This is a genomic window from Streptomyces sp. NPDC001530 (assembly GCF_042894545.1).
Lineage (GTDB): Bacteria > Actinomycetota > Actinomycetes > Streptomycetales > Streptomycetaceae > Streptomyces.
The window spans coordinates 190496-216845 of the sequence record NZ_JBIAVS010000021.1; the positions used below are offsets into that span (position 1 = coordinate 190496).

The 26350-nt window shown below is 69.9% G+C and carries 19 protein-coding genes; 6 read left to right on the plus strand and 13 right to left on the minus strand.

Annotated elements, in window-relative coordinates; translation table 11 throughout:
* Positions 1–10: 10 nt before the first annotated feature.
* The gene (locus ACFY0T_RS37160; RefSeq protein ID WP_388881092.1) at positions 11–1675 is read right to left on the minus strand and encodes an ABC transporter family substrate-binding protein; all 1665 of its coding nucleotides are present in this window, start codon (positions 1673–1675) and stop codon (positions 11–13) included.
* Between the two features lie 167 nt (positions 1676–1842).
* Between ACFY0T_RS37160 and ACFY0T_RS37165 the strand changes: the two genes are divergently transcribed.
* The 3 genes from ACFY0T_RS37165 to ACFY0T_RS37175 are packed head-to-tail and all read left to right on the plus strand — an operon-like array spanning position 1843 to position 5989.
* Entirely contained in the window at positions 1843–2826 is a 984-nt protein-coding gene (locus ACFY0T_RS37165) for an ABC transporter permease (protein ID WP_388881095.1), read from the plus strand.
* On the plus strand, positions 2823–3671 hold the full coding sequence (locus ACFY0T_RS37170; RefSeq protein ID WP_388881098.1) for an ABC transporter permease: 849 nt from the start codon (positions 2823–2825) through the stop codon (positions 3669–3671). The genes ACFY0T_RS37165 and ACFY0T_RS37170 overlap by 4 nt, the downstream gene beginning before the upstream one ends.
* On the plus strand, positions 3668–5989 hold the full coding sequence (locus tag ACFY0T_RS37175) for a dipeptide ABC transporter ATP-binding protein (protein WP_388881101.1): 2322 nt from the start codon (positions 3668–3670) through the stop codon (positions 5987–5989). The genes ACFY0T_RS37170 and ACFY0T_RS37175 overlap by 4 nt, the downstream gene beginning before the upstream one ends.
* Before the next feature lie 17 nt (positions 5990–6006).
* On the opposite strand, the gene glgA is transcribed toward ACFY0T_RS37175, so the two are convergent.
* Positions 6007–7209, minus strand: coding sequence for a glycogen synthase (gene glgA, locus ACFY0T_RS37180; RefSeq protein ID WP_388881104.1), 1203 nt, complete (start codon positions 7207–7209; stop codon positions 6007–6009).
* Between the two features lie 436 nt (positions 7210–7645).
* Here glgA and ACFY0T_RS37185 point away from each other — a divergent pair, with 436 nt between their 5' ends.
* Positions 7646–9001, plus strand: coding sequence for a helix-turn-helix domain-containing protein (locus tag ACFY0T_RS37185; protein ID WP_388881107.1), 1356 nt, complete (start codon positions 7646–7648; stop codon positions 8999–9001).
* 35 nt (positions 9002–9036) lie between these two features.
* Here ACFY0T_RS37185 and glgB read toward each other — a convergent pair whose 3' ends face one another.
* The 6 genes from glgB to ACFY0T_RS37215 form a co-directional block, all read right to left on the minus strand.
* Positions 9037–11319 (minus strand): 1,4-alpha-glucan branching protein GlgB, encoded by a 2283-nt coding sequence (gene glgB, locus ACFY0T_RS37190; protein ID WP_388881110.1) that lies wholly within the window; start codon positions 11317–11319, stop codon positions 9037–9039.
* A gap of 246 nt (positions 11320–11565) precedes the next feature.
* A complete protein-coding gene (locus tag ACFY0T_RS37195) occupies positions 11566–13020 on the minus strand; it encodes a hypothetical protein (protein ID WP_388881113.1) in 1455 nt (484 codons plus the stop codon).
* A complete protein-coding gene (locus ACFY0T_RS37200) occupies positions 13017–15047 on the minus strand; it encodes a maltotransferase domain-containing protein (protein WP_388881116.1) in 2031 nt (676 codons plus the stop codon). The genes ACFY0T_RS37195 and ACFY0T_RS37200 overlap by 4 nt, the downstream gene beginning before the upstream one ends.
* Entirely contained in the window at positions 15044–15661 is a 618-nt protein-coding gene (locus ACFY0T_RS37205) for a DJ-1/PfpI family protein (protein WP_388881119.1), read from the minus strand. Before ACFY0T_RS37205 ends, ACFY0T_RS37200 begins: the two co-directional genes overlap by 4 nt.
* A gap of 2 nt (positions 15662–15663) precedes the next feature.
* Positions 15664–17340 (minus strand): thiamine pyrophosphate-binding protein, encoded by a 1677-nt coding sequence (locus ACFY0T_RS37210; RefSeq protein ID WP_388881123.1) that lies wholly within the window; start codon positions 17338–17340, stop codon positions 15664–15666.
* 41 nt (positions 17341–17381) lie between these two features.
* Entirely contained in the window at positions 17382–18221 is an 840-nt protein-coding gene (locus ACFY0T_RS37215) for a type 1 glutamine amidotransferase domain-containing protein (RefSeq protein WP_388881126.1), read from the minus strand.
* 311 nt (positions 18222–18532) lie between these two features.
* Here ACFY0T_RS37215 and ACFY0T_RS37220 point away from each other — a divergent pair, with 311 nt between their 5' ends.
* A complete protein-coding gene (locus ACFY0T_RS37220; protein WP_388881128.1) occupies positions 18533–18994 on the plus strand; it encodes a nuclear transport factor 2 family protein in 462 nt (153 codons plus the stop codon).
* Positions 18995–19355: 361 nt separating this feature from the next.
* Here ACFY0T_RS37220 and ACFY0T_RS37225 read toward each other — a convergent pair whose 3' ends face one another.
* On the minus strand, positions 19356–20822 hold the full coding sequence (locus ACFY0T_RS37225) for an MFS transporter (protein ID WP_388881131.1): 1467 nt from the start codon (positions 20820–20822) through the stop codon (positions 19356–19358).
* Between the two features lie 58 nt (positions 20823–20880).
* Positions 20881–21570, minus strand: a complete 690-nt coding sequence (locus ACFY0T_RS37230) for an NADPH-dependent F420 reductase (RefSeq protein ID WP_388881134.1) — start codon at positions 21568–21570, stop codon at positions 20881–20883.
* A gap of 320 nt (positions 21571–21890) precedes the next feature.
* On the opposite strand from ACFY0T_RS37230, the gene ACFY0T_RS37235 reads away from it, so the two are divergent.
* Positions 21891–22916 carry an aldo/keto reductase gene (locus ACFY0T_RS37235; RefSeq protein ID WP_388881137.1) on the plus strand — a complete coding sequence of 342 codons (1026 nt, stop codon included), beginning with the start codon at positions 21891–21893 and terminating at the stop codon, positions 22914–22916.
* 112 nt (positions 22917–23028) lie between these two features.
* Here ACFY0T_RS37235 and ACFY0T_RS37240 read toward each other — a convergent pair whose 3' ends face one another.
* From ACFY0T_RS37240 to fxsT, 3 genes are all read right to left on the minus strand, one after another.
* Positions 23029–23661, minus strand: a complete 633-nt coding sequence (locus ACFY0T_RS37240; protein ID WP_388881140.1) for a nuclear transport factor 2 family protein — start codon at positions 23659–23661, stop codon at positions 23029–23031.
* Between the two features lie 68 nt (positions 23662–23729).
* On the minus strand, positions 23730–24176 hold the full coding sequence (locus tag ACFY0T_RS37245; RefSeq protein WP_388881142.1) for a nuclear transport factor 2 family protein: 447 nt from the start codon (positions 24174–24176) through the stop codon (positions 23730–23732).
* A gap of 131 nt (positions 24177–24307) precedes the next feature.
* A partial coding sequence (fxsT, locus tag ACFY0T_RS37250) for an FxSxx-COOH system tetratricopeptide repeat protein (protein ID WP_388881145.1) occupies positions 24308–26350 on the minus strand: 2043 nt, incomplete at its 5' end.

Below are 26350 nucleotides of genomic sequence, written 5' to 3' on the forward strand. Positions count from 1 at the left end.
GTGGCGGGTCTCAGCCTCCGGAAGACCGCCGTTCCCAGCCGACCTTGGCGAGGTCGAGGTCGCCGAGACCCGGGACCCCGTAGTTGGCGAGGCCCTTGCGCACCGCTATCACCTGGGGGCGCTGGTAGAGCTCGACGTCATGGCCGAGGCGCCAGATCTCGGCGTCGGCCTGGTTGTAGAGTTCGGTGGCGCGGGTGCGGTCGAGGGTTCCGGCGGCCTTCTTGAGCAGGCCGTCGAGCTTGGCGTCGGAGACCCGGCCGTAGTTGAGGAAGGCCTGCTCCCCCTTCGGCTGCTGGTAGATCGACACCGTGGAGCTGGGGTAGGTGAGTCCGGTGAAGCGGAACATCACCATGTCGAAGTTGCCCTGGAACAGATATTTCGCGGCGTAGTCGTTGGCCGGCACCTTCGTGATGTCCACGGCGATGCCCGCCTGGGCGAGCATCTGCTGGATGAGCTGGGCGAGGTCGAGGCCGAGGCGGTTGGTCGCGGTGCTCAGCACGAACCGCAGCCGCAGTTCCTTGCCGTCCTTGACCCGCGGCTCGCCCGCGCCCCGGCTCTTCCAGCCCGCCCGGTCCAGGATGCGGCGCGCCTCCTTCAGGTCGTACGTCCCCCAGGGCGAGGAGTGGTCGACGTACCCGGGCTGGTTGGTCATGAAAATGTGGTTGCCGAGCAGCGGGACGCCGATGGGCAGCCCTTCGGCGGCGACCTTCGCCAACGCCTCGCGGTTGACGGCCCGTTGGACCGCGTGCCGGACGTCGATGTCCGCCAGGGGGCCGCCCGCGCCGTTGAGGGAGACATGGACGTCGTCCCAGGACGAACCGGTCCTGATCTCGCTGTCCTTGGCGTCCTTGAGCTTGGCGTAGTCCTCGGCCGTCGCCGCGTTGACCGCGTCGATCTCGCCGTTCAGGAAGGCCTGCTGGGCGGCGTCGGGCAGCAGCGTACGGAAGATCACCTTGTCCAGGCGCGGCGGAGTGCCCCACCAACGCGGGTCGGGCACGGCGGTGACGGTCTGCGCCGTGCGGTCCATCGACGCGATCTTGAAGGGGCCCGCGCTGATCGGGATCCGGTTGATCCAACCCCTGTTGAACCGCTCGGGAGTCGCGATGGCAGGGGCCGGGAAGAGCGGGGTGAACAGCCGCTGCCAGTCGGCGTACGGGGTGCGGAAGACGACCTTCACCTCGTGCGCGTCCGCGCCCTGGCGTACGTCCTTGATCCGGTCGTATCCGGACGGGTCCGCGATGTGAAACCGCTCGTCGCCGGTGCCCAGCGCCCGCCACTGGGCCGCGAAGTCCGCGGCGGAGAGCGGCTTTCCGTCCGACCAGCGGGCCTTGGGGTTCAGGTGGTAGGTGACGGTCTGCGGGGCGGTGGAGGTGACCGCGGCCGAAGCGAGGTAGTCCGGGTTGGCGTGCGGGACACCCTTCGCGTCCAGGCGGAAGAGGACGGGCTCCACCAGGCTGTCGATCTGCGCGACCTGGTCGAGGGCGCCGTCGGTCTGGTTGAAGTTGTACTGCGTGGCCCACTGCGGGGTCGCGAGGGTGAAGGTGCCGCCTTGCCGCAACTGGTTCAGGGGACGGGAGTTGATGTCCTGCGTGCCGTACTCGACGGCCTTCGTGGGCGTCCCGCCGTCGGGGTGCACACCACCGGACGAGGTACATCCCGCTAACACGGCCGTCACCGCCAGACCAATCGCTCCCCAGGTCCGCCGCAAACGCCCCACACCAGCTCCTTGATTGACGGTCGGTCAACTAGGCGAACTGATCTACGATTCACGTGCTGAGACCATAGCATTGCCGAGTGTCACGCCGATGGACCGCTGACCCCCCGACCACGAGGAGGAGTCACATGATCGGCCGCCTGTCTCAGCGTCTCATCCACAGTGCACTCCTGCTCCTCGTCGCCACTCTCCTCTCATACCTCGTCAGCTCCACCGCCCTCAGCCCGCGCGCCTACTTCGCCGACCGCCGGCCCACCCCGCCCACGGCCTCGGTGGACCGCGAACTCGCCTCGCTGGGCCTCGACGACCGCACCCCCGTGCTCGACCGGTTCGGGCACTGGTCCTGGCGGGCCCTCCACGGCGACCTTGGACGCACCATCGACGGCGACTCGGTCAACGCCGAGTTCGGCCGCCGGGTGGGGGTCTCGGCGCGGCTGCTGCTCATCGGCACGCTCGTCGGCACCGGACTGGGTGTCCTCGCGGGGGTCTGGGCCGCCGTGCGCCGGCGCCGGCTCGTGGACCGTGCGCTGACCGTCTTCTCCTTCCTCGTCCTGTCCGTGCCCACCTTCGTGCTGGCGCTGCTGCTCAAGGACGGCGCGCTCCAGCTCAACCACGCGGTGGGCCATACGGTCATCCGCTACACCGGCGAGCGCACCCCCGGCCGCTCCGGCGGACTGCTCAGCCAACTCCAGGACAGGGCCGCCCACTTGGTGCTGCCAGCCGCCACGGTCGCGCTCGGCTCGATCGCCGCCTACAGCCGTTACCAGCGCGCCGCCACGCTCGATGTGCTGGGCTCCGACCATCTGCGCACGGCGCAGGCCAAGGGGCTCACCCCCGGACGGGCGCTGCTGCGGCACGGGCTGCGGACCTCACTCATCCCCATGACCACGTTCTTCTCCTTCGGGTTCCTGACCCTGTTCACCGGCTCGGTCTTCGCCGAGCAGATCTTCGGCTGGCCCGGCATGGGCAGCTGGTTCATGGACGCGGCGCAGAAGGGCGACGTCAACTCCGTGGTAGCGGTCAATCTGTTCGCCGCCGTGACGGTGCTGCTCGCCGGCCTGGTCGCCGATGTGCTGCTCGTCGTGCTCGACCCGAGGGTGCGGCGCGGGTGACGTCGCAGCTGCGCGGGCTCGCCCGCTCACCCCGCGCCGTCACCGGCGCGGTGCTGATCGTGGCCCTCTTCCTGCTGGCCTTCGCCGGCCCGTACCTCACCCCGTGGAGCCACAGCGACGTGGACTACACCGCGCTGCGCGCCGCGCCGGACGCCCGGCACTGGTTCGGCACCAACCGGATCGGCCAGGACGTCTTCGCGCAGACGGTGCGCGGTCTGCAGAAGTCGCTGCTCGTCGGGCTCTTCGTGGCCCTGTTCAGCACGGGGCTCGCCGCCGCGGTCGGCACCTGCGCGGGGTACTTCGGCGGCTGGACGGACCGGCTCCTGATGTTCCTGGTCGACCTGCTCCTGGTGCTGCCCTGCTTCCTGGTCCTGGTGGTCGTCGCGCCGTCGCTGCGCGGGGCGGGCTGGATGGCGTACGTGGGACTGCTCGCCGCCCTCGGCTGGATGATCACGGCGCGGGCGGTGCGGGCCATGACGCTCTCCCTCAAGGAACGGCCGTACGTCACCGCCGCGCGCCACATGGGCGTCGGGCCCTTCCTGATCATCCGGCGCCATCTCGTCCCGCACATGGCGTCGTTCCTGATCACCCACGCCACGATCGCGGTGGCGGCCGCGGTGATCAGCGAGACGGGTCTGTCGTACTTCGGCTTCGGGGTGCAGCCGCCGGACGTGTCCCTGGGAACCCTGATCGCCGACAGCACGGATGTGGCGCTCACCTATCCATGGATGTTCTTCTTCCCCACCGGTCTGCTGCTCTGTTTCGTCCTCTCGGTGAACCTCGTGGGCGAGGCGCTGCGCGACGCGCTCGACCCGGTGGCCGTCCGAGCGGAGGTGCGTGTATGACCGGGACCGCGATCCTCGAAGTCCGGGATCTGCATGTGTCCTTCGAGGGCGGTCGGCGGGCCGCGCCGCTGCCCGTCGTGCGCGGGGTGGACCTCACCCTGCGCGCGGGCGAAGTCCTCGGCCTCGTCGGGGAGTCGGGGGCGGGCAAGTCCGTCACCGCGCTGTCGGTGCTGGGTCTGCCGCCGCCCGGCGCGGTGGTCCGCGGCTCGGTGCGGCTGCTCGGCACCGAGCTGGTGGGGCTGCCCGTGCGGGACCTCGCGCGACAGCGCGGGCGCCGGATCGCCATGGTCTTCCAGGATCCGCTGACCGCCTTCACCCCGGTGCTGCGGATCGGCGACCAGATCGGCGAGGCGGTACGCATTCACCAACGGCCCCGTCCGACACGGGAGTCGGCACGGCTGCGCGCCGTGGAACTCCTGGAGAGCGTCGGCGTGCCCGAGCCGGGCCGGGCCGCGCGCGCGTACCCGCACGAGCTCTCCGGGGGGCTGCGGCAGCGGGCCATGATCGCCATGGCCATCGCCAACCGCCCCGACGTCATCGTCGCCGACGAGCCCACCAGCGCGCTCGACGTCACGGTGCAGGCGCAGGTCCTCAACGCGCTGGCGACCGCCCGCGAGGCGACCGGCGCCGCACTGCTCCTGGTCAGCCACGACCTGGGGGTCATCGCCGGGGCGGCCGACCGGGTCGCCGTCATGTACGCCGGGCGCATCGTGGAGTCGGCCCCGGTGGACGAGCTGTTCGCGCACCCCCGGATGCCGTACACACGAGGCCTGATCGGCTCCGTCCCCCGCCTCGACGGCGTCACCCCGCTCACCCCGGTCCCGGGCACCCCACCCGCCCCCGGCGCCGCCGGTCCCGGCTGCTCCTTCGCCCCGAGATGCCCCCTGGCAAACGAACACTGCGAGCGCGCGGAGCCGCGGCTGACGGAGGTGAACGAGGCGCCCGTGGCGAACGGTTCGCCCGCGAGGGGCACGGGCGCCCGGGAGGTCTCGAAGCGGACGGGCGGAGAGGAGGGGGATGCGTCAAGGCAAGTGGGGGGAGTCGAGGGGGGCGCGTCAGGGCCCGCGAGCGGGGTCGAAGGCGACACGTCAGGGCCCGACCCCCGCGGCGCTCACCTGGTCGCCTGTTTCCGGGGCGACGCCGTGGCGCGGCACACCGTGGACGAGCTGTTTCCCGCGTCTGTGGCGTCCGGTCCGGACGGGCGTGTGGAGGGCGGGGCGGAGCCGGTGCTGCGGATCACGCGGCTGGCGAAGAGCTACCCGCTCCCCCGTCGGGCGGCCGTACGCCTGTGGGGGCGCCGTTCCGTGGACGCGGACGCGCTGCACGCCGTCGAGCGGGCGGACCTCGACATCCGGCGCGGCGAGACGGTCGGTCTGGTCGGCGAGTCGGGCGCCGGGAAGTCCACGACGCTCGCCGAGGTGATCGCGCTCGCCACACCCCAGGCGGGCCGGATCGAGATACTCGGCCACGACACGGCCGCACTGCGCCGGGCCGATGTCCGGCATCTGCGGGGCCGCGTACAGCTCGTGCTGCAAGATCCAATGGCCGGCTTGGACCCCCGGATGACGGTGGACGCCATCATCGCCGAGCCGCTGCGCGCCCAGCGGGCCGCCAAGGAGCACATCGCCGCGCGTATACCGGAGTTGCTCCGTCAGGTGGGTCTCGACCCCTCGGCCGCCGGGCGCTACCCGCACGAGTTCTCCGGCGGCCAGCGGCAGCGCATCGCCTTCGCCCGCGCCCTGGCCGTCCAGCCGGAGCTGCTCCTGCTGGACGAGCCGGTCTCCGCGCTCGACGTCTCCGTACAGGCGGGGATCCTCGACCTGCTGCGCCGGCTCAAACGGGAACTCGGCCCGGCCTGCCTCTTCGTCTCGCACGATCTGGCGGTCGTCCGGCAGATCGCCGACCGGCTGGTGGTGATGTACGGCGGCCGTACCGTCGAGTCCGGGGGCGTCACGGAGGTCTTCACCCGGCCACGACACCCGTACACCAAGGCCCTGTTGTCCGCGGTTCCGCTGCCCGATCCCCGCGCGGAGCGCGCCCGGGAGCGGATCATCCTGCCCGGGGATCCGCCGCGCGCCGGACGGCGCTCGACCGGCTGCCGGTTCCGTACGCGCTGCCCGGTGTACGCGGCGGCGGCCCCGCAGGCGCGGATGCTGTGCGAGCGGGAGACGCCCGAGCCGGTCGGCAAGGGCGCCGCCGACCCGCATGTGGCGGCGTGCCATTTTCCGTACCTGGACGACGAAGTGCCCCTCCGGCGCCGTGTGGCGTCGAAGGGGCATCCCCGGTTCGCCGATCAGTTCACCGATCCGGCGTCCTGATCACCGGGCGGACTCAGTCACCGGGCGGACAGCACATCCCGGTAGACCTCCATCGTCCGCTCGGCCGCACGATCCCACGAGAAGTTCTCGACCGCCCGGTCACGGCCCGCCGCTCCCAGGGCCGCGGCCCGTACGGGATCGTCGAGCAGGTCATTGACCGCCGCGGCCAGACCGGCCGCGAACTTCTCCGGATCCCGTGGCTCGCCCGAGGCATCGGAATGTGCCTCGAACGCGACCAGTGTTCCGGTCGTCCCGTCGTCGACGACCTCCGGGATCCCACCGACGGCGGACGCCACGACGGGCGTACCGCACGCCATGGCCTCCAGGTTCACGATGCCCATCGGTTCGTACAGCGAGGGGCACACGAACACGGCGGCGTGTGTCAGCAGTTGGCGTACGGACGTCGTGTCCAGCATCCCGTCGATGCGGAACACTCCGTCACGCACATGGCGCAGTTCCTCGATGAGCCCCGCCACTTCGGCGGCGATCTCCGGTGTGTCCGGCTGACCGCAGCACAGCACGAGCTGGGCGTCCGGACGCAGGTCGAACGCCGCGCGCAGCAGATGCGGCAGACCCTTTTGGCGGGTGACCCGCCCCACGAACAGAACGATCGGCTTCTCCTCGGCGATCCCGAAGCGACGCAGTACGTCGGTACCGTGATCGGCTCGGTAGACCACCGGGTCGATGCCGTTGTGGATCACCTGGACCCGCTGCGGGGAGACCTCCGGATAGACCCGCAGGATGTCCTCCCGCATCGCCGAAGACACCGCGACGACCCGGTCGGCCGACCGGACGGCCGTGCCCTCCATCCAGCAGGACAGGGCATAGCCGCCTCCCAACTGCTCGGCCTTCCACGGGCGGAGTGGTTCCAGGCTGTGCATCGTCATGACGTGCGGCACCCCGTGGAGCACTCCCGCGAGGTGGCCGGCCATGTTGGCGTACCACGTGTGGCTGTGCACGACTCCCGTACCGGCACAGTCATCCGCCATCGCCAGGTCGGCACCGAGGAACTTCAACGCCCCGTCGGCGTAGGCGAGTTCCTCCGGTGGCCGGTAGGCCGTGACGTCACGCTCCGCCCTGGGTCCCCCCAGGCATCGCACCCTTACGTCCGTGAGCCTGCGCAGGCTCCGGGTCAGTTCGCTGACGTGGACACCCGCTCCGCCGTAGATTTCGGGCGGGTATTCGCGGGTGAGGATGTCTACGCGGGGTCGTGTCGTCATTGTCAGCAGCAACCCCCAGGGCCATTTTCAGACGGAGTCGGGGTCACGAATGCAGGCTGACTGCTCGACCCGGATGGCGATGACGCCAGAGTGAATCCCGCGGCGAGGAACCCAATCATGACAGCCAAGACCGCGACGAACAGAAAGATCCGTCCCTTCATTACTTCACCTTTCGAATTCCGCGGCGAATTGACTCGATGAGTCAAGTTCATATTACTCACGCAGTCAAGTATTGTTTTAGCAAAAGATGATCTTGCCCCGGAATCGGAACATCGACATCCGCCTTGAGGGCGAACTTCCTGGCCGGCGAGTTAAACTCGGCGTCAGTTATGCCGCCTCAAGCCCGAACGCCCCGGTTGACTTTTTGACAGGAGATCGTCAAGCTGGTAACTTGGCCTTGTAATCTGGACTGTGATGAGCTCCGGAAGGAGTCCAGGTGAACCACACCGAGGCGCACACCCCCACAGGCCTTGGGGAACGCATGAGGACACTCCGCACGAGGAGCGGGCTGAAGCAGCAGGACCTGGCCTCGCAAGACATATCGATCAGCTATATCTCCCTGATCGAATCGGGGAAGCGCACTCCGTCGGACGCGGTGCTCTCCGCCATCGCCGACAAACTCGGCTGCTCCGTGGAATACCTCCGGACAGGGCGGGACGGGCACGAGCTCGGCGAGACGCACCTCAAGCTGGCGTTCGGCGAGATGGCACTGCGCAACGGCGCCAACGGCGAAGCCCTCCAGACCTTCAGCGAAGTCCTGGCCCACCGCTCGGTCCTGGACGCCTCGATGACACGCCGCGCACTCGTCGGGCAGGCCACCGCGCTGGAGAAGCTGGGCCGCCTGGAGGCCGCGATCCCGATCCTTGAGGACCTGACCCACGACCCCGCGCTCGCCGCCGGCTCGGACGAGTGGTGCCGGATCGCCGTCGCCCTGTGTCGCTGCTACCGGAACTCCGGTGACATCACGGTCAGCATCGAGATCGGCGAGCAGGCCTTGGCCAAACTGGACTCGCTGGGCCTCGATGTGACGATGGATCACATCCAGTTGGGCTCCACGCTCATGGAGTCGTACCACATGCGGGGCGACCTCACACGGGCGTATCTCCTCGGCGAGCGCCTCCTCCAGGCCGCCGAAGCGGAGGGCTCGTACGCCGCACGAGGAGCCGTCTACTGGAACGCGGGGCTCGTCGCCAACTCCCGGGGCAAGCTGAACGAGGCACTCGCCCTCGTCGAACGGGCCCTGGCCATGATGGCCGAGGGCGACAACCAGCGCCATGTCGGCATGCTCAAGATGAACTTTGGCTACCTGCTGCTGCAGAGCGACCTGCCCGACCCCGACCGCGCCAAGGAGCTGCTCGAATCCGCCCAGCAGTCCCTGGCCGAGGTCGGCAACGCTGGTGAACTCGCCAGTTGCGAGATCTCCCTCGCCGATGCCGAGAAGGCCCTCGGCCATTGGGACGAGGCAGTGGCGCACGCGGAGCGCGCGCTGGGGCTGCTCGGCACCGAGCCCCGGATCCAGTCCGTGGCCGCACGAGTGACGCTCGCTGAAATCCACTTCCTGAAACAGGAACCGGAACGAGCGCTCCAGTACCTGAAGGCCGCAACCCGCCAGCTGCAGCACTTCCCCCCATCCCAGGAGTGCACCCTCAACTGGCGCTACATCGGTGACCTGTGGCAGCGCCACGGCGAAGACGTCAAGGAAGCCCTCAAGGCCTACGACATGGCACTCTCCTCGGCCGGTGTGGCCCGCACCCCCCACCTTCAGGTGTCCCTCGCCGACGACCGGCGATAGCTGCGGTCCCGTCCACGTCCGGAACATCTCTCACGTCACTCCTCACGAGCCGCTCCCCCGCCTTCTCCCGGGAAGGCGGGCCGGAGCCAGCACACCGCCAGCGGCGGCAGGGTGAGCACCGCGCTCTGCGCGTGCCCGTGCCAGGCCGTCGGCTCCGGCCGGATCACTCCGCCGTTGCGTACGTTGCTGCCGCCGTACGCGGCGGCGTCGCTGTTGAGGACCTCCCGCCAGGCGCCCGCGGCCGGCAGTCCGACGCGGTATCCGGTGCGGACGACCGGCGAGAAGTTGCAGACGGCCACCAGCGGGCGCCCTTCGGCGTCGTAGCGCACGAACGACAGGACGTTGGCCTCGGCGTGCGAGCCGTCGATCCAGGCGAAGCCGGCCGGTGAGGTGTCGAGTTCCCACAGGGCGGGGGTCGCCGTGTAGATCCGGTTGAGGTCGCGGACCAGGGAGCGTATGCCCCGGTGGTCTTCGTGCGCGGGCCAGCCCTCGTCCAGTACCCACCATTGCGGGCCCGCGTCGTGGTCGAACTCCGCGCCCTGTCCGAACTCCTGTCCCATAAAGAGGAGTTGCTTTCCGGGGTGGGCCCACATGAATGCCAGACAGGCCCGCAGATTCGCCCGCCGCTGCCACCAGTCCCCTGGCATTTTGGCCACCATGGCTCGTTTGCCGTGGACGACTTCGTCATGGGAGAGAGGGAGCAGGTACTTCTCGCTATAGGCATAGACCATGGCGAACGTCATGTCGTCGTGGTGATAGACGCGATGCACCGGGTCGCGCTCAAAGTAGTCGAGCGTGTCGTGCATCCAGCCGAGGTTCCACTTCAAGTCGAAGCCGAGTCCGCCGAACCCATCCGGGCCGACCTCGAAAGTGGGCCGGGTCACACCCGGCCATGCGGTGGACTCCTCGGCGATGGTGAGGGCGCCCGGCACCCTGCGGCGGACGGTGTCGGTCAGCTCCTGAAGGAAGGCGACGGCGGCCAGGTTCTCCCTCCCACCTCGCTCGTTCGGGCTCCAGCCCCCCTCCGGACGCGAGTAGTCGAGGTAGAGCATGGAGGCCACCGCGTCCACGCGCAGCGCGTCGATGTGGAACTCGGTGCACCAGTGAACCGCGTTGGCCACCAGGAAATTACGAACCTCTCTGCGGCCGTAGTCGAATTCGAGGGTCCCCCAGTCCGGATGGTTGGCGCGCCGCGGGTCGGCCGGTTCGTAGAGATTCTCCCCGTCGAAGCGGGCGAGCGCGAAGTCGTCCCGGGGGAAATGCGCCGGAACCCAGTCGGCGATGACACCGATCCCGGCGGCGTGCAGGGAATCCACCAGATGCCGAAAGTCGTCGGGATCTCCCAATCGGGCGGTGGGGGCATAGAACCCGGACACCTGATATCCCCAGGAGCCACCGAAAGGATGCTCCATCACCGGCATGAACTCGACATGAGTGAATCCCAAGTCCCGTACATAATCGGGAAGTTCCACGGCGAGCTGCCGATAGGAGAGGCCGGGGCGCCACGACGGCAGGTGCACCTCGTACACGGACATCGGGGTCGACCGGCAGTCCTGACCGCCGCGGCTCGCCATCCACTCCTCGTCCGTCCACGTGTACGTCGAGGTATGGACGACGGACGCCGTGGCAGGCGGGCACTCGGCGGCGCGGGCCAGCGGGTCGGCCTTCTGGACGAGGCGGCCGTCGCGGGTGCGGATCTCGTACTTGTAGCGGGTGCCGGCGCCCACCCCCGGCACGAACAGCTCCCAGATCCCGCTGGATCCGAGCGAGCGCAGGGGATGCGCGACGCCGTTCCAGCCGTTGAAGTCGCCGATGACGCGCACTCCTTGGGCGTGCGGGGCCCACACGGCGAAGGCGGTGCCCGTGACGCCGTCGAGGGTCAGTACGCGTGCGCCGAGCACCCGCCACAGCTCCTCGTGGCGTCCCTCGGAGATCAGGTGGAGGTCGAGTTCGCCGAGGGTGGGCAGGAACCGGTAGCCGTCCTCGTGCACCTCCTCCCGCTCCTCGTAGGTCACGAGCAGGCGGTACCCGGGGACCTCGTCGACCGGCAGCGCTCCGGTGAACAACCCCGCCTCCTGGTGGGCCAGTTCGACCCGGGTGCCCTCGTCCGTCACCACGGTGACGGCGCGCGCGAGCGGACGGAGCACGCGTACGACGACTCCGGAGCCGTCCTCCGCCCGGTGGGCGCCGAGCACCGCGTGCGGGGCGTGGTGCGCGCCGGCGACCAGCCGGTCGAGCTCGGCTTCGGCCAGCCGGGGGTCCGGGAGTCCGGGCCCGGGCCCGGCGGCGAGCGTGTCGACGTGCCGTGTCTGCAGCAAGGGTGGGGGTCCTCTCGGGTGTGGGTGGGGGGCTGGGGCTGGGGGCTGGGGTTATACGGGGCGGTGCGGGTGGGGTGGCTTTTCGCCCCCTCCGCCCCTGCCCTCCCCCAAGCTCTCGGCTTCGCTCGAGCAGGGGGGACCCCCATCGTCCCTGGGGCTCCGCCCCAGACCCCGGGGTCGTTCTTCGGCTGCGGGTGGGTGGGGGCTGGTCGCGCCGTTCCCCGCGTCCCTGGCGGGGCGCACCACTCAGCCGCCCCGTACGCCCGCCAGTCGATGCACCGCCGTCAGCGGGATGCCGAGCCAGTCGGGGCGGTGCCGGGACTCGTACACGGCCTCGTACACCGCCTTGTCCGCCTCGAAGGCCCGCAGGGGCACGGGTTGGCAGCGCGGATCGGTGCCCCCGGCCTCGGCGTACCCGGCGATGAACGCCCGGCGGTTGCGGACCGTCCAGGCGTCCGCGCGCCGGAGGTGCCGCAGGCGGAGCCCGGGAGCCGGGCCGGCGGACCGTTTCCGCACGGCGGCGAGCCCGGTCCGCGCGGCGTAGTCGAAGGAGCGCAGCATGCCCGCGACGTCGCGCAGGACGGACTGGGGACCGGCGCGTTCGGCGGCGGAGCGGTCCGGCTCACCCTCGAAGTCGATCAGGCGCCATCCGTCCGGCGTAGGCAGCGCCTGCCCCAGGTGGAGGTCGCCGTGGACGCGTTGGGCGAAGACGGGGCAGCCGCGTCCGGCGTGGCGTGCGTAGTCGTCGTAGAGCGCGCCGATGCGGCCGCGGTAGCGGTCGAGGGCGGGCACTTCGACGGCGGCCAGTTTGAGCCGGCGGTTCATCAGCCGCGCCTCTTCGGCCACTTCCTCGGGCGTGACCCGGATCCGTGGGAAGGCGTCGGCGAGCAGCGTGTGCACCTCGGCGACGGCGCCGCCGAGGGCACGCGCCTGCGCGGTGAAGCCGCCGGTCGCGGGAACCGTGGTGCCCGTTCCGTCGATGCTGTCGCTCGCCTGCCGTACGGCGGTCTCCCAGCCGTCCGCCGCGACGGGCAGGAACTCCTCGAAGAGGCCCAGCACCAGACCCTCGCCGCCGGGGGCGTCGGTGTACAGCGTCCCGTGCAGTTCTGGCGTGCGGGTGCAGTGCCGCTCGGTGAGGGCGCGCAGGGCCTCCACCTCCAGGTGCGGTCCGGGCTCGGGGCGCCGGTAGATCTTGAACAGCAGCCGGTCCCCGTACACCACCGCGCTGTTGCTCTGGTCGGCGCTCAGCAGCCGCGGTACCAGACCGACGGGCAGCGGATGCGCGGACGTGAGCTCCAGGCGCGGGCCGCCGCGCCGGTCGCGTGCGGCCAGCGAGCGCAGCAGCACCCCCATCAGCGCGGGGTCCTCCGTCGCCTCGTACACCGTCCAGCCCTGCCGGCGCCCCTCGGGCACGGTGGCGATGGCCGCGCCCGCGAGCCGCGCCGGCAGCTCGGGGCAGAGGCCGAGGAAGAGCTGGTACAGCTGCTCGGTGCCGTCCCGGTGCCGGGTGCGGAGCACGGCGTGCACCAGGACGGGCGCGTCGTCGTGGACGACCGAGACCACGACCGGCCGGATGTCGTCCAGGGGGCCGCCCCCGGCGCTGAACCAGCGCCGGGTCTCCAGCCAGGGGGCCAGCACCGGCAGCAGGGGTTCGAGCACGGGCTCCGCGACGGCGACGCCGGCGCTGACGCTGACAGTCATGACGCCTCCCCGGAGCCGAGCGGAACCAGCAGGTGCGCGGGCGCCACCCCGGGTTCCAGTCGTACGTAGGTCTGGGGACCCCAGGCGTGGATCTCGCCCGTGAGTTCGTCCCGCACCTTCAGCGAGCCGTCCTCGGGCAGGCCGAGCGCGGCCAGGTCGAAGAAGACCGTCGCCTCGCTCGTGTGGTGCGGGTCCAGATTGACGACCGCGAGGACGGTGTCGGCGGACCCGTCGGGACGTACCAACTGCTTGGAGTAGGCGAGCACGTGGTCGTGGTCGGCATGATGGAAGCGCAGGTTGCGCAGTTCCTGGACGGCCGGGTGGGCGCGGCGCAGCTGGTTGAGGCGGGTGATCAGTGGGGCGATGGTGCGGCCCTCGGCCTCGGCCGCCGACCAGTCGCGGGGCCGCAGCTCGTACTTCTCGGAGTGGCGGTAGTCCTCGGTGCCCGCCGCCAGGACGTCGTTCTCGCACAGCTCGTACCCGGCGTAGACCCCCCAGGTGGGCGCGAGGGTCGCGGCGAGCACGGCCCGTGTCTCGAAGGCGGGCCGGCCGCCGTGCTGGAGGTAGTCGTGCAGGATGTCCGGGGTGTTGACGAACAGGTTGGGGCGCAGGAAGTCGGCGCTCTTCACGGCGAGTTCGCTCGCGTACTCGGTCAGCTCGCGCTTGTCGTTCTTCCAGGTGAAGTAGGTGTACGACTGCTGGAAGCCGGCCTGGGCGAGGGCGTGCACCATGGCCCGGCGGGTGAACGCCTCGGACAGGAAGATCACGTCGGGGTCGGTGAGGCCGATGTCGCCGATGACCCGTTCCCAGAAGGCGACCGGTTTGGTGTGCGGGTTGTCGACGCGGAAGATGCGCACGCCCAGGTCCATCCAGTGGCGCAGCAGCCGCAGGGTCTCCTCGACCAGCCCCTCGAAGTCGGTGTCGAAGGAGAGGGGATGGATGTCCTGGTACTTCTTCGGCGGGTTCTCGGCGGTGGCGAGGGTGCCGTCCGCGCGCTGGGTGAACCACTCGGGGTGCTCGGTCAGCCAGGGATGGTCGGGCGAGCACTGGAGCGCGAAGTCCAGGGCGATTTCCAGGCCCAGCTCCCCCGCCCTGGTGACGAACCGGCGGAAGTCGTCCAGGGTGCCGAGGTCCGGGTGCACGGCGTCGTGCCCGCCGTCCGCCGAGCCGATGGCCCAGGGGGAACCCACGTCGTGGGGCCCGGCGGTGAGCGTGTTGTCCGGGCCCTTGCGGTGGGTGTGCCCGATGGGGTGCACCGGTGGCAGGTACACCACGTCGAAGCCCATCGCGGCGATGGCGGGCAGCCGCCGCGCGGCCGACTCGAAGGTGCCGCTCACCGGCGGCTCACCGGGCCGCAGTACCGCGCCCTCCGAGCGCGGGAACATCTCGTACCAGGAGCCGACGAGCGCGCGGCGCCGCTCGACGAGCAGGGGCAACGGCCGGGAGACGGTGACCAGTTCACGCAGTGGATGGCGTTCCAGCGCGGCGACCACCGCACGGCCGGTGGTCGCTTCGAGCCGGCGGGGGGAGGGGCTCGCTTCGTCGCGGAGCGCCCCGGCCACTGCCGTCACCGCCTCCCGGCGGTCCTTGTCCGGGATGCCGAGGGCGGCCCGGTCGTGCAGCAGGGCCCCCTCCGCGAGCGTCAGCTCGACATCGACCCCGGCGGGAATCCTGAGGTGTGCGTCGCGGCGCCAGGTGGCGACCGGGTCGGCCCAGGCCTCGACGGTGAACGTCCACAGACCGGGACGGCCCGGCCCGACGACGACCGTGGCCTCCCAGCGGTCGGCGTCGGCGTCGACGAGGGCCATCGGGGTCCAGGGGCCCCGGCGGCCGGACGGGTCGTACAGGACCACATTGGCGCCGACCTCTCCGGCGCCCTCGCGGAAGACGGTGGCGCTGATCGTGAGGGTCTCGCCGCGCACCGCCTTGGCGGGCACCTCGCCGCCGCGCACCTGGGGGCGGATGTCCCGGATGGGGATGCGCTCCTCCGTCGTCGGGTGGGCCCGCGACGGCACGACGGCGGTCATGAGCCGCTCCTCACCGGTGCCCGGCGTCCTGGGACGGCCGGCCTCTCCTTGCTCGCGATGAGGTCGATGATCGTGCGGGCGAACAGGTGGCAGTGCTGGCCGGTGCGCGCGGTGACGAGGTCGTCGTGGACGACGACGTCCTCGTCGACGTACTCGCCGCCCATGTTGCGCAGATCGCCGAGCAGGTTGTTGTGGACGACCGCGCGCCGTCCGCGCACCAGCGAGGGCAGCGGCGCGGTCAGCCACATGCCGTGGCAGATGATGCCCTTGACGATGGCCGGGTCCTGGAAGGCGCGGCGCAGGAACGCCGACGCGGGCGGCAGCTTGTCCGGGTCCTCGGTGTAGCGGAGCCGGTCGGAGACCATCCCGGAGGGGACGATCACGGCGGAGAACTCCTTGAGGGCGAACTCGTCGATGTCCTCGAAGGACTCGGACACTTCGAAGGGCATCCGGTGCTCGTGTCCTTGGAAGGTCATGGTGTCCTGCCCCCAGAGCCGGGAGAGGAAGTGGACCTCGGCGCCCTCCTCCGGGAAGCGGAACTGGTAGTAGAGAATCTCGGGCTCGTAGAAGTCGCTCTCCATCAGGACGGCGATCTTGTGGCCGGAAAGCCGCACGGCTATTCCCTCCCCCTACCGGTGACCAGGTCGATCAGGAACGGACCTTCGGTGCTCAGCGCCTCGGCGACCGCGGCGGCCGCCTGGTCGGGCTTCTCGACGCGCACGGCCGGTACGCCGAGTGAGCGGGCGAGGCCGACGAAGTCGATCGCGGGGGTCGACAGGTCGAAGATCTCCGGCTGCTCGTGGGCGGCGATGTCCTGCGTCTTCCAGTACTCCTCGATGTTGAGTTCGAGGAGCTTGTAGCTGCTGTTGTTGCAGATGACGAACTTGGCGCCGATGCCGTGGCGGGCCGCGGTCCACAGCGCCTGGATGGTGTACATGGACCCGCCGTCGCCGGTGAATCCCACGACCGTACGGTCCGGGAACGCGAGCTGTACGCCGAGCGCGCCGGGGATGCCCACGCCCAGGGAGCCGCCGCGGGTCTGGAACCAGTGGCCGGGACGGTTCGGCGGCAGATGCCGCGAGACGTCCGGTGAAGCGGTCAGCGCCTCGTCGAACACCACGGCGTCCTCGGGGAGTTGACGCGCGAGCTCCCGCAGGAAGGCCGTGGTCGGCAGGGCGTCGGGGGCCGGCTCCGACTCCTCCACCTGCCCGGCGGCCGCGATCTGCGCCGCCCGCTCGGCGGACCTGCGCTGCAGCCACTCGGCCGCGCGGACCTGGCTCTCCTCGCTCATCCGCGCCTGGAGTGCGCGGGTGAGTCCGGCGAGCGCCCGTCGGGGGTCGGCCACGAGGCCCAGGTCGACGGGGAAGTTCTTGGCGATGGCGTCGGTGTCCAGGTCGATGTGGACGACCGGGGCGCCCTCGGCGAAGACACCGTCGAGGACCGGATAGACCTCGGGCAGCGCGTACGTGCCCACGATGAGCACGGCATCGGCCGCCCCGGTGACGCGCCGGCTGGACTCGCCGAACATATGGCCCAACTGGCCCGCGTACGCCGGGTGCTGGGCCGGAAGGTTGACCTCGGCCCAGTCCGCGCCCCACACCTCGGCACCCCACACCTCGGCCAGCCGCCCAAGCTCCTCCGCGGCTTGGGCGAAGTGGACGCCGTCCCCGGCGATGACGAGCGGGCGATCGGCGGTGGCGAGGAGCCGTGCCGCCCGGTCGAGCGCCTCCGCGTCGGGCGTGCTCTGCGTGACGGGGTACGACGTCGGCACGGCCGCCTCGGCGGTGTCCCGGTCCATCACGTCGGCCGGCAGCACCACCAGGACGGGGCCGTACGGGGGCGTCGCCGCCACCTTGAACGCGCGGCGCAGGATCCGCAGCGTGGACTCGGGGTCCACCACCCGGGTGGCCCACTTGGTGACCGGCTTCGCCATGCCGACCAGGTCGGCGGCCATCTGCGCTTCCATGGCCTCGTAGCGCAGGCCCGCCTCACCGGCGATCACCACCAGCGGGGCGTGGCCGCGCAGGGCCTGGTAGAGCATGCCGATGCCGTTGCCGAGGCCGACACCGGTGTGCAGCTGGCAGACGGTGGGCGTGCGGGTGGCCCGCGCGTAGCCGTCCGCCATGCCCACGGCGGTGGCCTCCTGCAGCGCGAGGACGTATTCGAGCTCTGGGAAATTGCGCAACTCGTCGAGAAAACCCTGCTCGACCGTGCCGGGGTTGCCGAACATGTACCGGACCCCGTCGGCCCGCAGCTGTTCCAGGATCGCGACCCGCGCGGGCCTGCTGACCATGATGCGTCCACCTCTCGTTCGGAACTGCTGTGCCCGATACGTCAGCTGGTGGCCTTGAAGCCCCACTGCCGCAGGCCGTTCTCCAGCACCTCGACGACCTTCTCGCCGGTGAGGTAGGAGTCGGGGGTCGAGCGGCCGGTGATGAACGGGTAGTCGACGATGACGGACGTCGTCTTGCCGAAGTTGCCGTGGAAGGCACCGTCCGGGCCGGTCGCGTCGCGCAGGATGTACTCCAGCGGGTACGGCGGCGGGCCGATCACGAAGTCGGTGCCCATGAAGCCGGTGCCGTCCTTGTAGTCGTACTCGATGCAGTGTCCGGTGACGTGCTTGCCGCGGATGATGGAGACGCGGTCCTCCTGGTCGCGGGCGAAGGCCAGCGCGGTCACCCCGTAGCACTCGGCGGCGATCGGCAGGTCCAGCGCGTAGAAGGCGAGGATCAGGTCGTGCACCCGCCAGTTGTTGGCGAGGTCCACGATCGGGCCGCTGCCACCGACTATGAGCAGCGCGTCGTAGCGGCTCGCGATCTGCTCGCGGATCTGCTCCAGGCGGGTGTTGTACGCCTCCCAGTCCCGGAGGAAGTACGGCTTGCTGCGGTAGGGCCGGTCGGGCAGCCAGGACGACAGGTCGAGCGGGTCGTCGAGGCGGGCCGAGGTGTCGATCGCCCGGACCTTGTCGGCCATCTCGGGCGTGGTGACCGAGCGGCCGAGGGGCGGGTCGATGTAGTCGGGGTCCATGCTCGGCGGCAGGGCCACGGGACGCTTTCCGGTCGGCGTGGCGAAGCTGATGTGGTACCCGGCCTTGTCGAAGGTCTCCAGAGGGCCGATCAACTCTTCGCCCCAGTACCCGTATTCGGACAGGACGACGAGGATTCGCTTGCTCATGGGGATGTCCTCTCGTTCGGTTCGGTCCGCGAACCGTCGAACTCATGTCTACGTTCCGCGAGTTCGAAGGGGCCAGGAGTGCGCAAGGTGATGGCCCCATATCGGCAAGTGGCCGGAAACACTTCCGTAAATCGGCCATTTGCCTCGTGCCGAGCCGTCGCGTGCGCGTTCCCCGGAGGCCGGTGCCGAGGTCAGTCTGTGTGTGCGCCGACTTGGCGAGGTACACCCGCTGTGGTGCGGGAGCCCGTTCCCGGTGGCACGTCCGGCCAAGGATGAACCCGACTGTGTGCCGACCGAAAGGATCCCCAGCCATGCCCGACACCCCGAGCGCGGAACTGAGCCCCCGCCAGGTCCTGGAGGCCTACCACCAAGCGATCGTCGAGGCGGACGCGGACGCCGTGGCCGACCTGTACGCGGTCGACGCCGTACACGAGTTCCCGTTCCTGTTCCCCGGTGTCACCGACTACCACGGCCGCGAGGAGGTCCGGGCCGGGTACCGGGCCGCCTGGGAGCAGAGCCCCGCGCGGACGGAGAAGGTCGTCGAGGTCGCCGTCCACGCGGGCAAGGATCCCGAACTCCTCATCGCGGAGCGGTTCTTCGAGGGCACGATCTCCACGACCGGGCAGACCTTCCTCGTCCCGAGCATCCTCGTCCTGCGCGTCCGGGGCGGCCAGATCGTCCACGCGCGCGACTACATGGACGGCCTCGGCACGGCCAAGGCCATGGGCGCCCTGGAGTACGTGGTGAGCGCCCTGGGGGCGAACGCCCAGTAGCCCCCGGGCTCCACCGAGCCGAACCGCACCGCACCGGGCGGACACGAAGGTGTCCCGCCCGGTGCGGACGCATGCGCCGGTGGGCCCTACGGGGTTTTCGCCCCCTCCGCCCCTGCCCGTCCCGTACCTGGGGGGCTCCGCCCCCCAGACCCCCCTAAAAGATTGCGCAGTCCCCAGCGCCCCTGAAGGGGCGCGGGGAACTGCGCGACCAGCCCCCAGCCACCCGCAGCCGACAGGCTGGCACGGGACGGGCAGGGGCGGAGGGGGCGAAAAACTCCCCCCAGCCCCCACCCGGGCAAGGGAGTGCCCCCGCCGGCCAGGAGGACGGGACGGCGGGGGCAGTCAGGTGACCACGCGTTTCCTACGACGTGGCCCCCGAGGCGTGCGGCTCGTCCACCGTCACCTCACGCGCGGGCGCGCTCTGCGCGGCCGTCACCGGACGCGTACGCGTCGCCAGCCAGCCGACGAACGCACCCAGGACGATCAGCCCGGCCGCCACGAGGAAGCCCAGCCGGAATCCGGCGGTGAGCGCGGAGTCGTCCACCGGCCCGTCCGCGATCCGGTTCGTCCGCCAGGTCGCCACCGAGGCGAGGATGGCCAGCCCCAGCGCGCCACCGATCTGCTGGCACATGTTGATCATGCCGCCGGCGATGCCGGAACGCTCCGGCTCGACGCCCGACACGGACGACACCACGAGCGCCGTGAAGGCGAACCCGCTGCCGACGGCGAGCAGGAGCCCCGGACCGAGGATGCTCTTCAGGAACGACCCGTCCGTCGACAACTGCGCGAACCACAGGAAGGAGGCGGCGGTCAGCCCGAGTCCGATGACCAGGACGGTGAAGATGTGCAGCCGCCCCATGAGCCGGCCGACGACCACCTGGGAGGTGATCACCTGCCCCACCGCGATCGGCAGGAAGCACAGACCGGCGGCGATCGGACCGTAGTTCAGCACCCGTTGCACATAGATCGTGACGAAGAAGGTCATCGCCACGGCGCCCGCGGAGAACATCAGCATGATGGCGTTCGCGGCGGTCAGCCCCCGCACCCGGAAGATGCTGAAGTCGACCACGGGTTCGGGCACATTGAGCTCGATGAACACGAAGGCGACGAGCAGCACCGCCGCGGTGGCCAGCGCGATACCGGCGCGCCCGTCCCAGCCGTGCTCCCCGATCCGGACGAATCCGTAGATCAGGGCGGACAGTCCGGCCGTCACGCTGATCGCGCCCAGCGCGTCGAAGTGACGTACGTTCCCGCTGCGTTCGGCCTCGGTGAGCAGGCGCAGGCCGACCAGGGCGCCGCCCAGCGTGAGGGGCACGTTGATCCAGAAGACCCACTCCCAGCCCAGGGCGTCGGTGAGCACACCGCCGAGCACCACGCCGGCCGCGCCACCCGCGGCGGCGACGGCGCCCCACAGACCCATCGCCCGGTTGCGCTCCCGGTCCTCCGGGAAGGTCACGACGACCAGGGAGAGGGCCGCGGGCGACATCAGCGCACCGCCCAGGCCCTGCGCCGCGCGTGCCGCCACCAGTTGGCCGCTGGTGTCGGCCATTCCGCAGGCGAAGGAGGCGAGGCCGAACAGGGTCAGGCCGAGCAGGAAGATCCTCTTGCGGCCGAACAGGTCCGCCGCCCGCCCGCCCAGGAGCAGGAAGCCGCCGAATGTCAGCATGTAGGCGTCGACAACCCACTGGAGACCGTCCTGGGTGAACCCCAGCGGGGCTTGCATCGACGGTAGCGCGATGTTGACGACGCTGATGTCCAGGATTACCACGAACTGCGCTATGGCCAGCAGGGTGAAGACACCCCAGCGCCGGTCGATTACCGATTTCACGGCTGTCATACGCTCCTCGAATTCTGAACTCTGCCCGGTGGGACGGGGCCGCCTTCCGTTACACCCCCTCGGGCAGCAACGGCTCCACGTTCGGGTCCCAGACGACCGAGATGTTGAAGTGCAGGTGCCGGATCTTCAGGAACATCCGGGAATAGAGAGCGACGAACATCTCGGGCCCACGGGCCGTCGTGATGTCGCCGAGGTCGAAAATGGTGTCCTCGCCCCAGCCGAACTGGCCCAGCAGCGCGGCGACTTCGTCCTTCGCCAACTGGTCGTCGCCGCTCAGGAAGACATTGTGGTGACCGGACAGCAGCTTCGGGTTCACCATGATGTCGCAGTTCATGGTGTTGAGCGTCTTCACCACCCGCGCCGACGGAAAGCGGCGCTGAATGCGCTCACCGAGGCTGTCGTCGTTGAGAATGCCGAGCGAGGGCGGTTCCACCTCGCTGGTGATGACCAGCGGGTTGGCGACGTCCATAATGATCTTGCCGTCCAGGTTCTCGTCACCTGCGGCTTCCAGGACGTCGAGCGAGATGATGCCCCGCGTGGCGTTCACGACCACGGAGCCGAAGGCGGCGGCGTCCGCGAACGTACCGCCGCTCGCCGCCTCACCGTTCTCCTCGACCCACTGCAGCAGGCTCTCGTTGTCCGACGTCCGCGATCCCAGACGCACTTCATGTCCGACTTCCACCAGGCGAGTAGCTATGGCCTTTCCGACCATTCCCGTGCCCAATACGCCGATGCGCATGCTATGCATCCTTCCGGTTGTCCGGCATACGAAGGCGATATCGCCCGCTCCTATTGCTAGCACCGGAAATCCGAGGTCATCGCCGGTCACGGCGGCCGGACGGGAACTGCGTCAAGTCGTCGGCGGTGCTTCCTGAGGACGCCCGCCCGCGAGGCCGTCGCGGGCGGCGCGCGTCGGCGTACTCCGTCCGGGCCATCGGACGGTGCGGCCTGACGCGGACCGTGCGACCTGACGCAGTGCGGTCTCCTCGCGCGGCGCTACGCGGGTTGCGGCAGCTCAGCCGCCTAGCATGCGGCCGAGTTCTACAGAGGAGGACAGACATGCTCTACCAGCTGCTGGGGCAGACGGGGCTGCGAGTGTCCGAGTTGTTCCTCGGCGCGATGACGTTCCACGGGCGGGACCGCGACGACACCGCGCACAAGGAATACGCACGCATCGTCGAAACCTATGCGGAGGCCGGCGGAAATGTCATCGACACCGCGGTCAATTACGGGGAGGGGGAGAGCGAGGAAATTCTCGGCGAGTTACTCGGGAAGGACCGCGACCGATTCGTTCTGTCCACCAAGTACACGCTCTACCGCGACGCGTCCGACCCCAACGCCTCCGGAAATCACCGGAAGAATCTGAAACTCTCGCTGGAAACCAGTCTGCGCCGGCTGCGGACCGACTACATCGACCTCTACTGGGTGCACATCTGGGACCCGAACACGCCGATCGAGGAGACGATGCGCGCCCTCGACGACGTCGTCCGCTCCGGCAAGGTCCTCTACCTCGGCATCTCCGACACCCCCGCCTGGGTGGTGGCGCGCGCCAACACGCTGGCGGAGCGGCACGGTTGGACCCCCTTCTCGGCGATCCAGGTGCCGTACAACCTGCTCAACCGCGATGTCGAGCGCGAGTCGCTGCCCATGGCCGAGGCGATGGGGCTGTCGGTCGCGGGCTGGGGCCCGCTGGCGAGCGGCGCCCTCTCCGGCAAGTACACGCGGCCGAACGGGCAGCCGCAGGGCCGGACCCGGATGTCCGCGCAGGACCTCAGTCCGCGCGATCGTGCCGTGGCGGAGGCGGTGGCCGACGTGGCGGACGAGGTGGGCGCCACGCCCTCCCAGGTGGCGATCGCCTGGACCCGGGCCCGTTCCCGGGCCGTGCATCCGATCGTGGGCGTCCGTACCGTCGACCAGCTCACCGACAACCTGGGTGCCACCGGGGTCTCGCTCTCCGCCGAGCAGTTGGCCAGGCTGGAGGCGCCGACCGGGTTCAGCCGCGGCTTCCCGCTCGACTTCATCGAATCGACGGCCCAGTGGGTCTACGGCACGGTGGGCCACCGGGTGGTCCCGCGGAGCCGTTGAGCACCCGCGGAGCACAGACAGCCGTGGCCGTGCGCACACACAGCGGTGGGCCGGAAGGTCTCCCTCCCGGCCCACCGTCCGGCCGCCCGCTGACGGGGCGCGGCCGGACCGCTCAGGCGAAGAACTCGTTGTACTCCGTCGTACCGGTACCGAAGATGGATCCACGGCCCTCGACGATCTTGCCGTCCCGCCAGCGCATGACGTGCACCACGTCGATGTCGAGTTTGCGGGACGAGTCGCCGGCCCGCGTGGCGGTGTTGTGCGTCAGGTCGACGCTGGTGTCGCCCTTGACCAGGGTGAGCGAACGCTCCATGACGAAGGAGTTGTCGGCGAGCGCGCCCACCTCCCCCATGAAGGCGAGGAAGGTGTCGAGACCCTGCTTGAGGCCCGAGACCGGCGCCTCGCCCGGGACCAGCCACGTCATCTCGGCATCCCAGTACTTGTCGATCTCGGCACGGTCGCCGCTCGCCAGCGCCTCGTAGGCGGCGATCACGCGCGCCTCGTCGAGGCGGTTGGCTATCTGCTGGTTGGAGATGGCCTTGCCACCGGCCACCATCTCTTCGTCCGCGACGACGCCGCCGATGGACCAGGAGCCGGGCTTCACTTCCCGGATGAGGGAGAAGATGTTCGGCTTGGTGATCTCACCGAAGACATCGACGACTACGTCGGCGAGCCGGGTGATGACGTCCGACTTCTGCTCGTTGTCGGCGAATCCCTCGACCAGGGTCAGCTCGATGATGGGCATGTGTCTCTCCTGTCTGCGTTCCGACCTATCGGTGCGGGCCTGCTGATAGGCCCACCTGTCCGGACCTGTTACTTGGCCCACCTGTCCGGAATGGGGGCCAGGTCGTAAGCGGCCCAGAAGAAGTTGTCGGCCGCGTACTGGTCGCTCATATAGACCTGGACTTCCGCGATACGCCCGTCGCGAATGCGGTAGTGGGTGCAGTTCAGCGCGTCCAGCCGGGCGCCCCGGGACTCTCCGTATCCGCGGTGCACCTCGACCACGGTGTCGTCGCCCCACGCATCGATCTGAACGATGTCCACCTTGATTCCCGAGTTCACGAGGCCGCCGAAAAAGGCGATGACCTCGTCCGGCCCGTGTTTGACCCCGCCGACCGGATTGCGTCCGGGCAGCGTCCACACGAGGTCCGCCGAGAAGACTTCTTCCTTCAGAAGGCCCAGGTCTCCGGTGTTGAAGAGCTCATACATCCGCTCGACCAGCGCCACATTCCGCTTGGCCGGCTCATCGTCGTGCGGCACAGCATCTCCCTTCGGCACTGCGGTGTTCCGCCGTTCAGCAGTGAACGTCCGGAGCGAGCCGTACCGCGACAACTTGAAAGTGCTTGCCCCACACTTCTGGGAGTCCGCGAAAGCGCGCGGGTGCCGAATTCTCAGGTCGACTGGGGTTCGAAGTCCCAGTAGGGGCGGTTGCGGGAGCGGGCCGAGATGGTGTGGACGTGCTGGGGGCCCAGCGTCGCGGCGAGGTCCGTCAGCGCGCCCTGCTCGATCTCATCGGCCTGCTGTCGGTCCCGGAGGGCTCGCAGGTCCGCGGCGAGGGCGATGCGTGCCGAGAGCGTCAGCGGATGCGTGCGGCCGAGGACCTCGGTGGCCCGGGTGACCGCGTCCTGGCTGAGCGCGGCGGCCGACTCGGGATCGCCGACGAGGTTGCGCAGCGCGGCGGCGTTGATGGCGCAACCCAGCGTCCAGGGATGGTTCTCCCTCACCGCGGCGGTCATGTCGGCCAGCGACTGTTCGATGACCACGTGCGCCTGGTCCCGTTCGCCGACACTGCGCAGAACCAGGGCAAGGTTGGCGCGCACACCGGCGACGAACGGATGGCCGGCCGGAAGCATCACTTCATAGCGGGCGACCACCGACTCGCCGAGCTCCCGGGCCTGGTCGATGTCACCGTGCTCCCGCGCGAAGCAGCTCATGCTGCCCGCGAAGATCAGTGCCAGCGGGTGCGTCTCGCCCAGCACGCGCTCGCCGCGTTCCAGCACACGGGTGAGGAGCGCGCCCGCCGCGGCGCGGTCGCCGCTGCGGTAGTGGCACACCGCCAGGCTGTGCTGGGCCTGGAGCGTCTGCGGGCTGTTGGCTCCCATCACCAGGCCGTGCTCGCGCACGTTCTTCGTCTGGATCGACTCGGCCTCGGTGTAGCGGCCGAGGAGACGCAGATCCGTGGCGAACGAGAGCTCCGAGCTCAGAGTCCACGGATGCCGTTGCCGCAGCAGCATCCGGCGTTCCTCCATCGTCTGCCGGTCGATGTCCAGGGCCTCGTGGTACCGGCCGAGCAGCCGGAGCGATACTCCCCAGTTGTTCTGGGCGCTCAAGGTCCGCGAGTCCTGTTCGCCGAGGAGTCCGCGATATGTCTCCACCAGTTGCTGGGAGAGTGCCAGCGCCTCGTCGTAGCGGCCCAGGCCCCGTAGATCGGCGGCGAGGCCGCCGACCGCTCGCAGATGGCCCAGGTCCTGGGGCCCGCGTTCCGCCCGCAGGTGCGTGACGGCCGCGCGTGTGAGGGCCTCGGTGCGCTGGTAATCGCCCACTGCGCGCAGCAGGTTGGCGTAGTGGTGGGTCAGCTCCCAGATACGGGGGTGGCTTTCGCCGAGCAGAGTCCGCCAGGCCTCCAGCGCTCGTCCGCCGAGCTTGATGCCCGCGTCGTACTCGCCCGAGAAGTACATGTACCGAAGACAGTTGAAGAGCAGACGTTGCACGGCCGGGTCCTTGCTCTTCAGCACGTCCGCGTACTTCAGGTGCGGAACGATCTCCGCGTAGCCGGGCCATTCCCTGGTGTCCGTGGGACGCCCTGGATCGGCCGCGGCGAGGGCCCGGCGGACCACGTCGACGTACTCGCGGCGGACGTCGTCGGGCATGTCTCTGTGGACGATCTGGTGGACCATGCGGTGCAGGTAGAGGGACTCGCCGGAGGACGCGGACTCGTCGGTGGCCGTCTCGTAGAACTCCAGGCGGACGACCGAGTACTGGCGGAGCTGGTTGATCGCCTTGTTCCACAGCAGCGGGTCCCTCAACAGCTCTGTCAGGGCGGGCGGCAATCCGTCGTGGGGCATCTCCTTCAGAAGGCGTACGGGGATGAAGCCGGGCGCGAAGAAGGTGCACAGGCGCAGCAGGTCGACGGACTCCGGGACGGTGTCGCGAAGCTTGTTCAGCAGTATTGACCACGCCGTCTGGAAGGCAAGCGGAAAGTCGGCGGAGACCTTGACGACGTCCTGGTCGATGCCGCCCTCCAGGAGGGCGATGTACTCCCGGACGGAGAGGTCCGAGTCATTCAGCCACCCCACCGTCTGGTCGAGCAGCAGCGGCAGGTCCTCCAGGGCCTCGGCAAGCTGGTCGGCCTCGGCCTCGCTGAGCCGGGGCGCCCGGCGGCGGATGAAGGCCACCGACTCGTCGCGGTCGTAGACCGGCACTTCCAGCAGCTT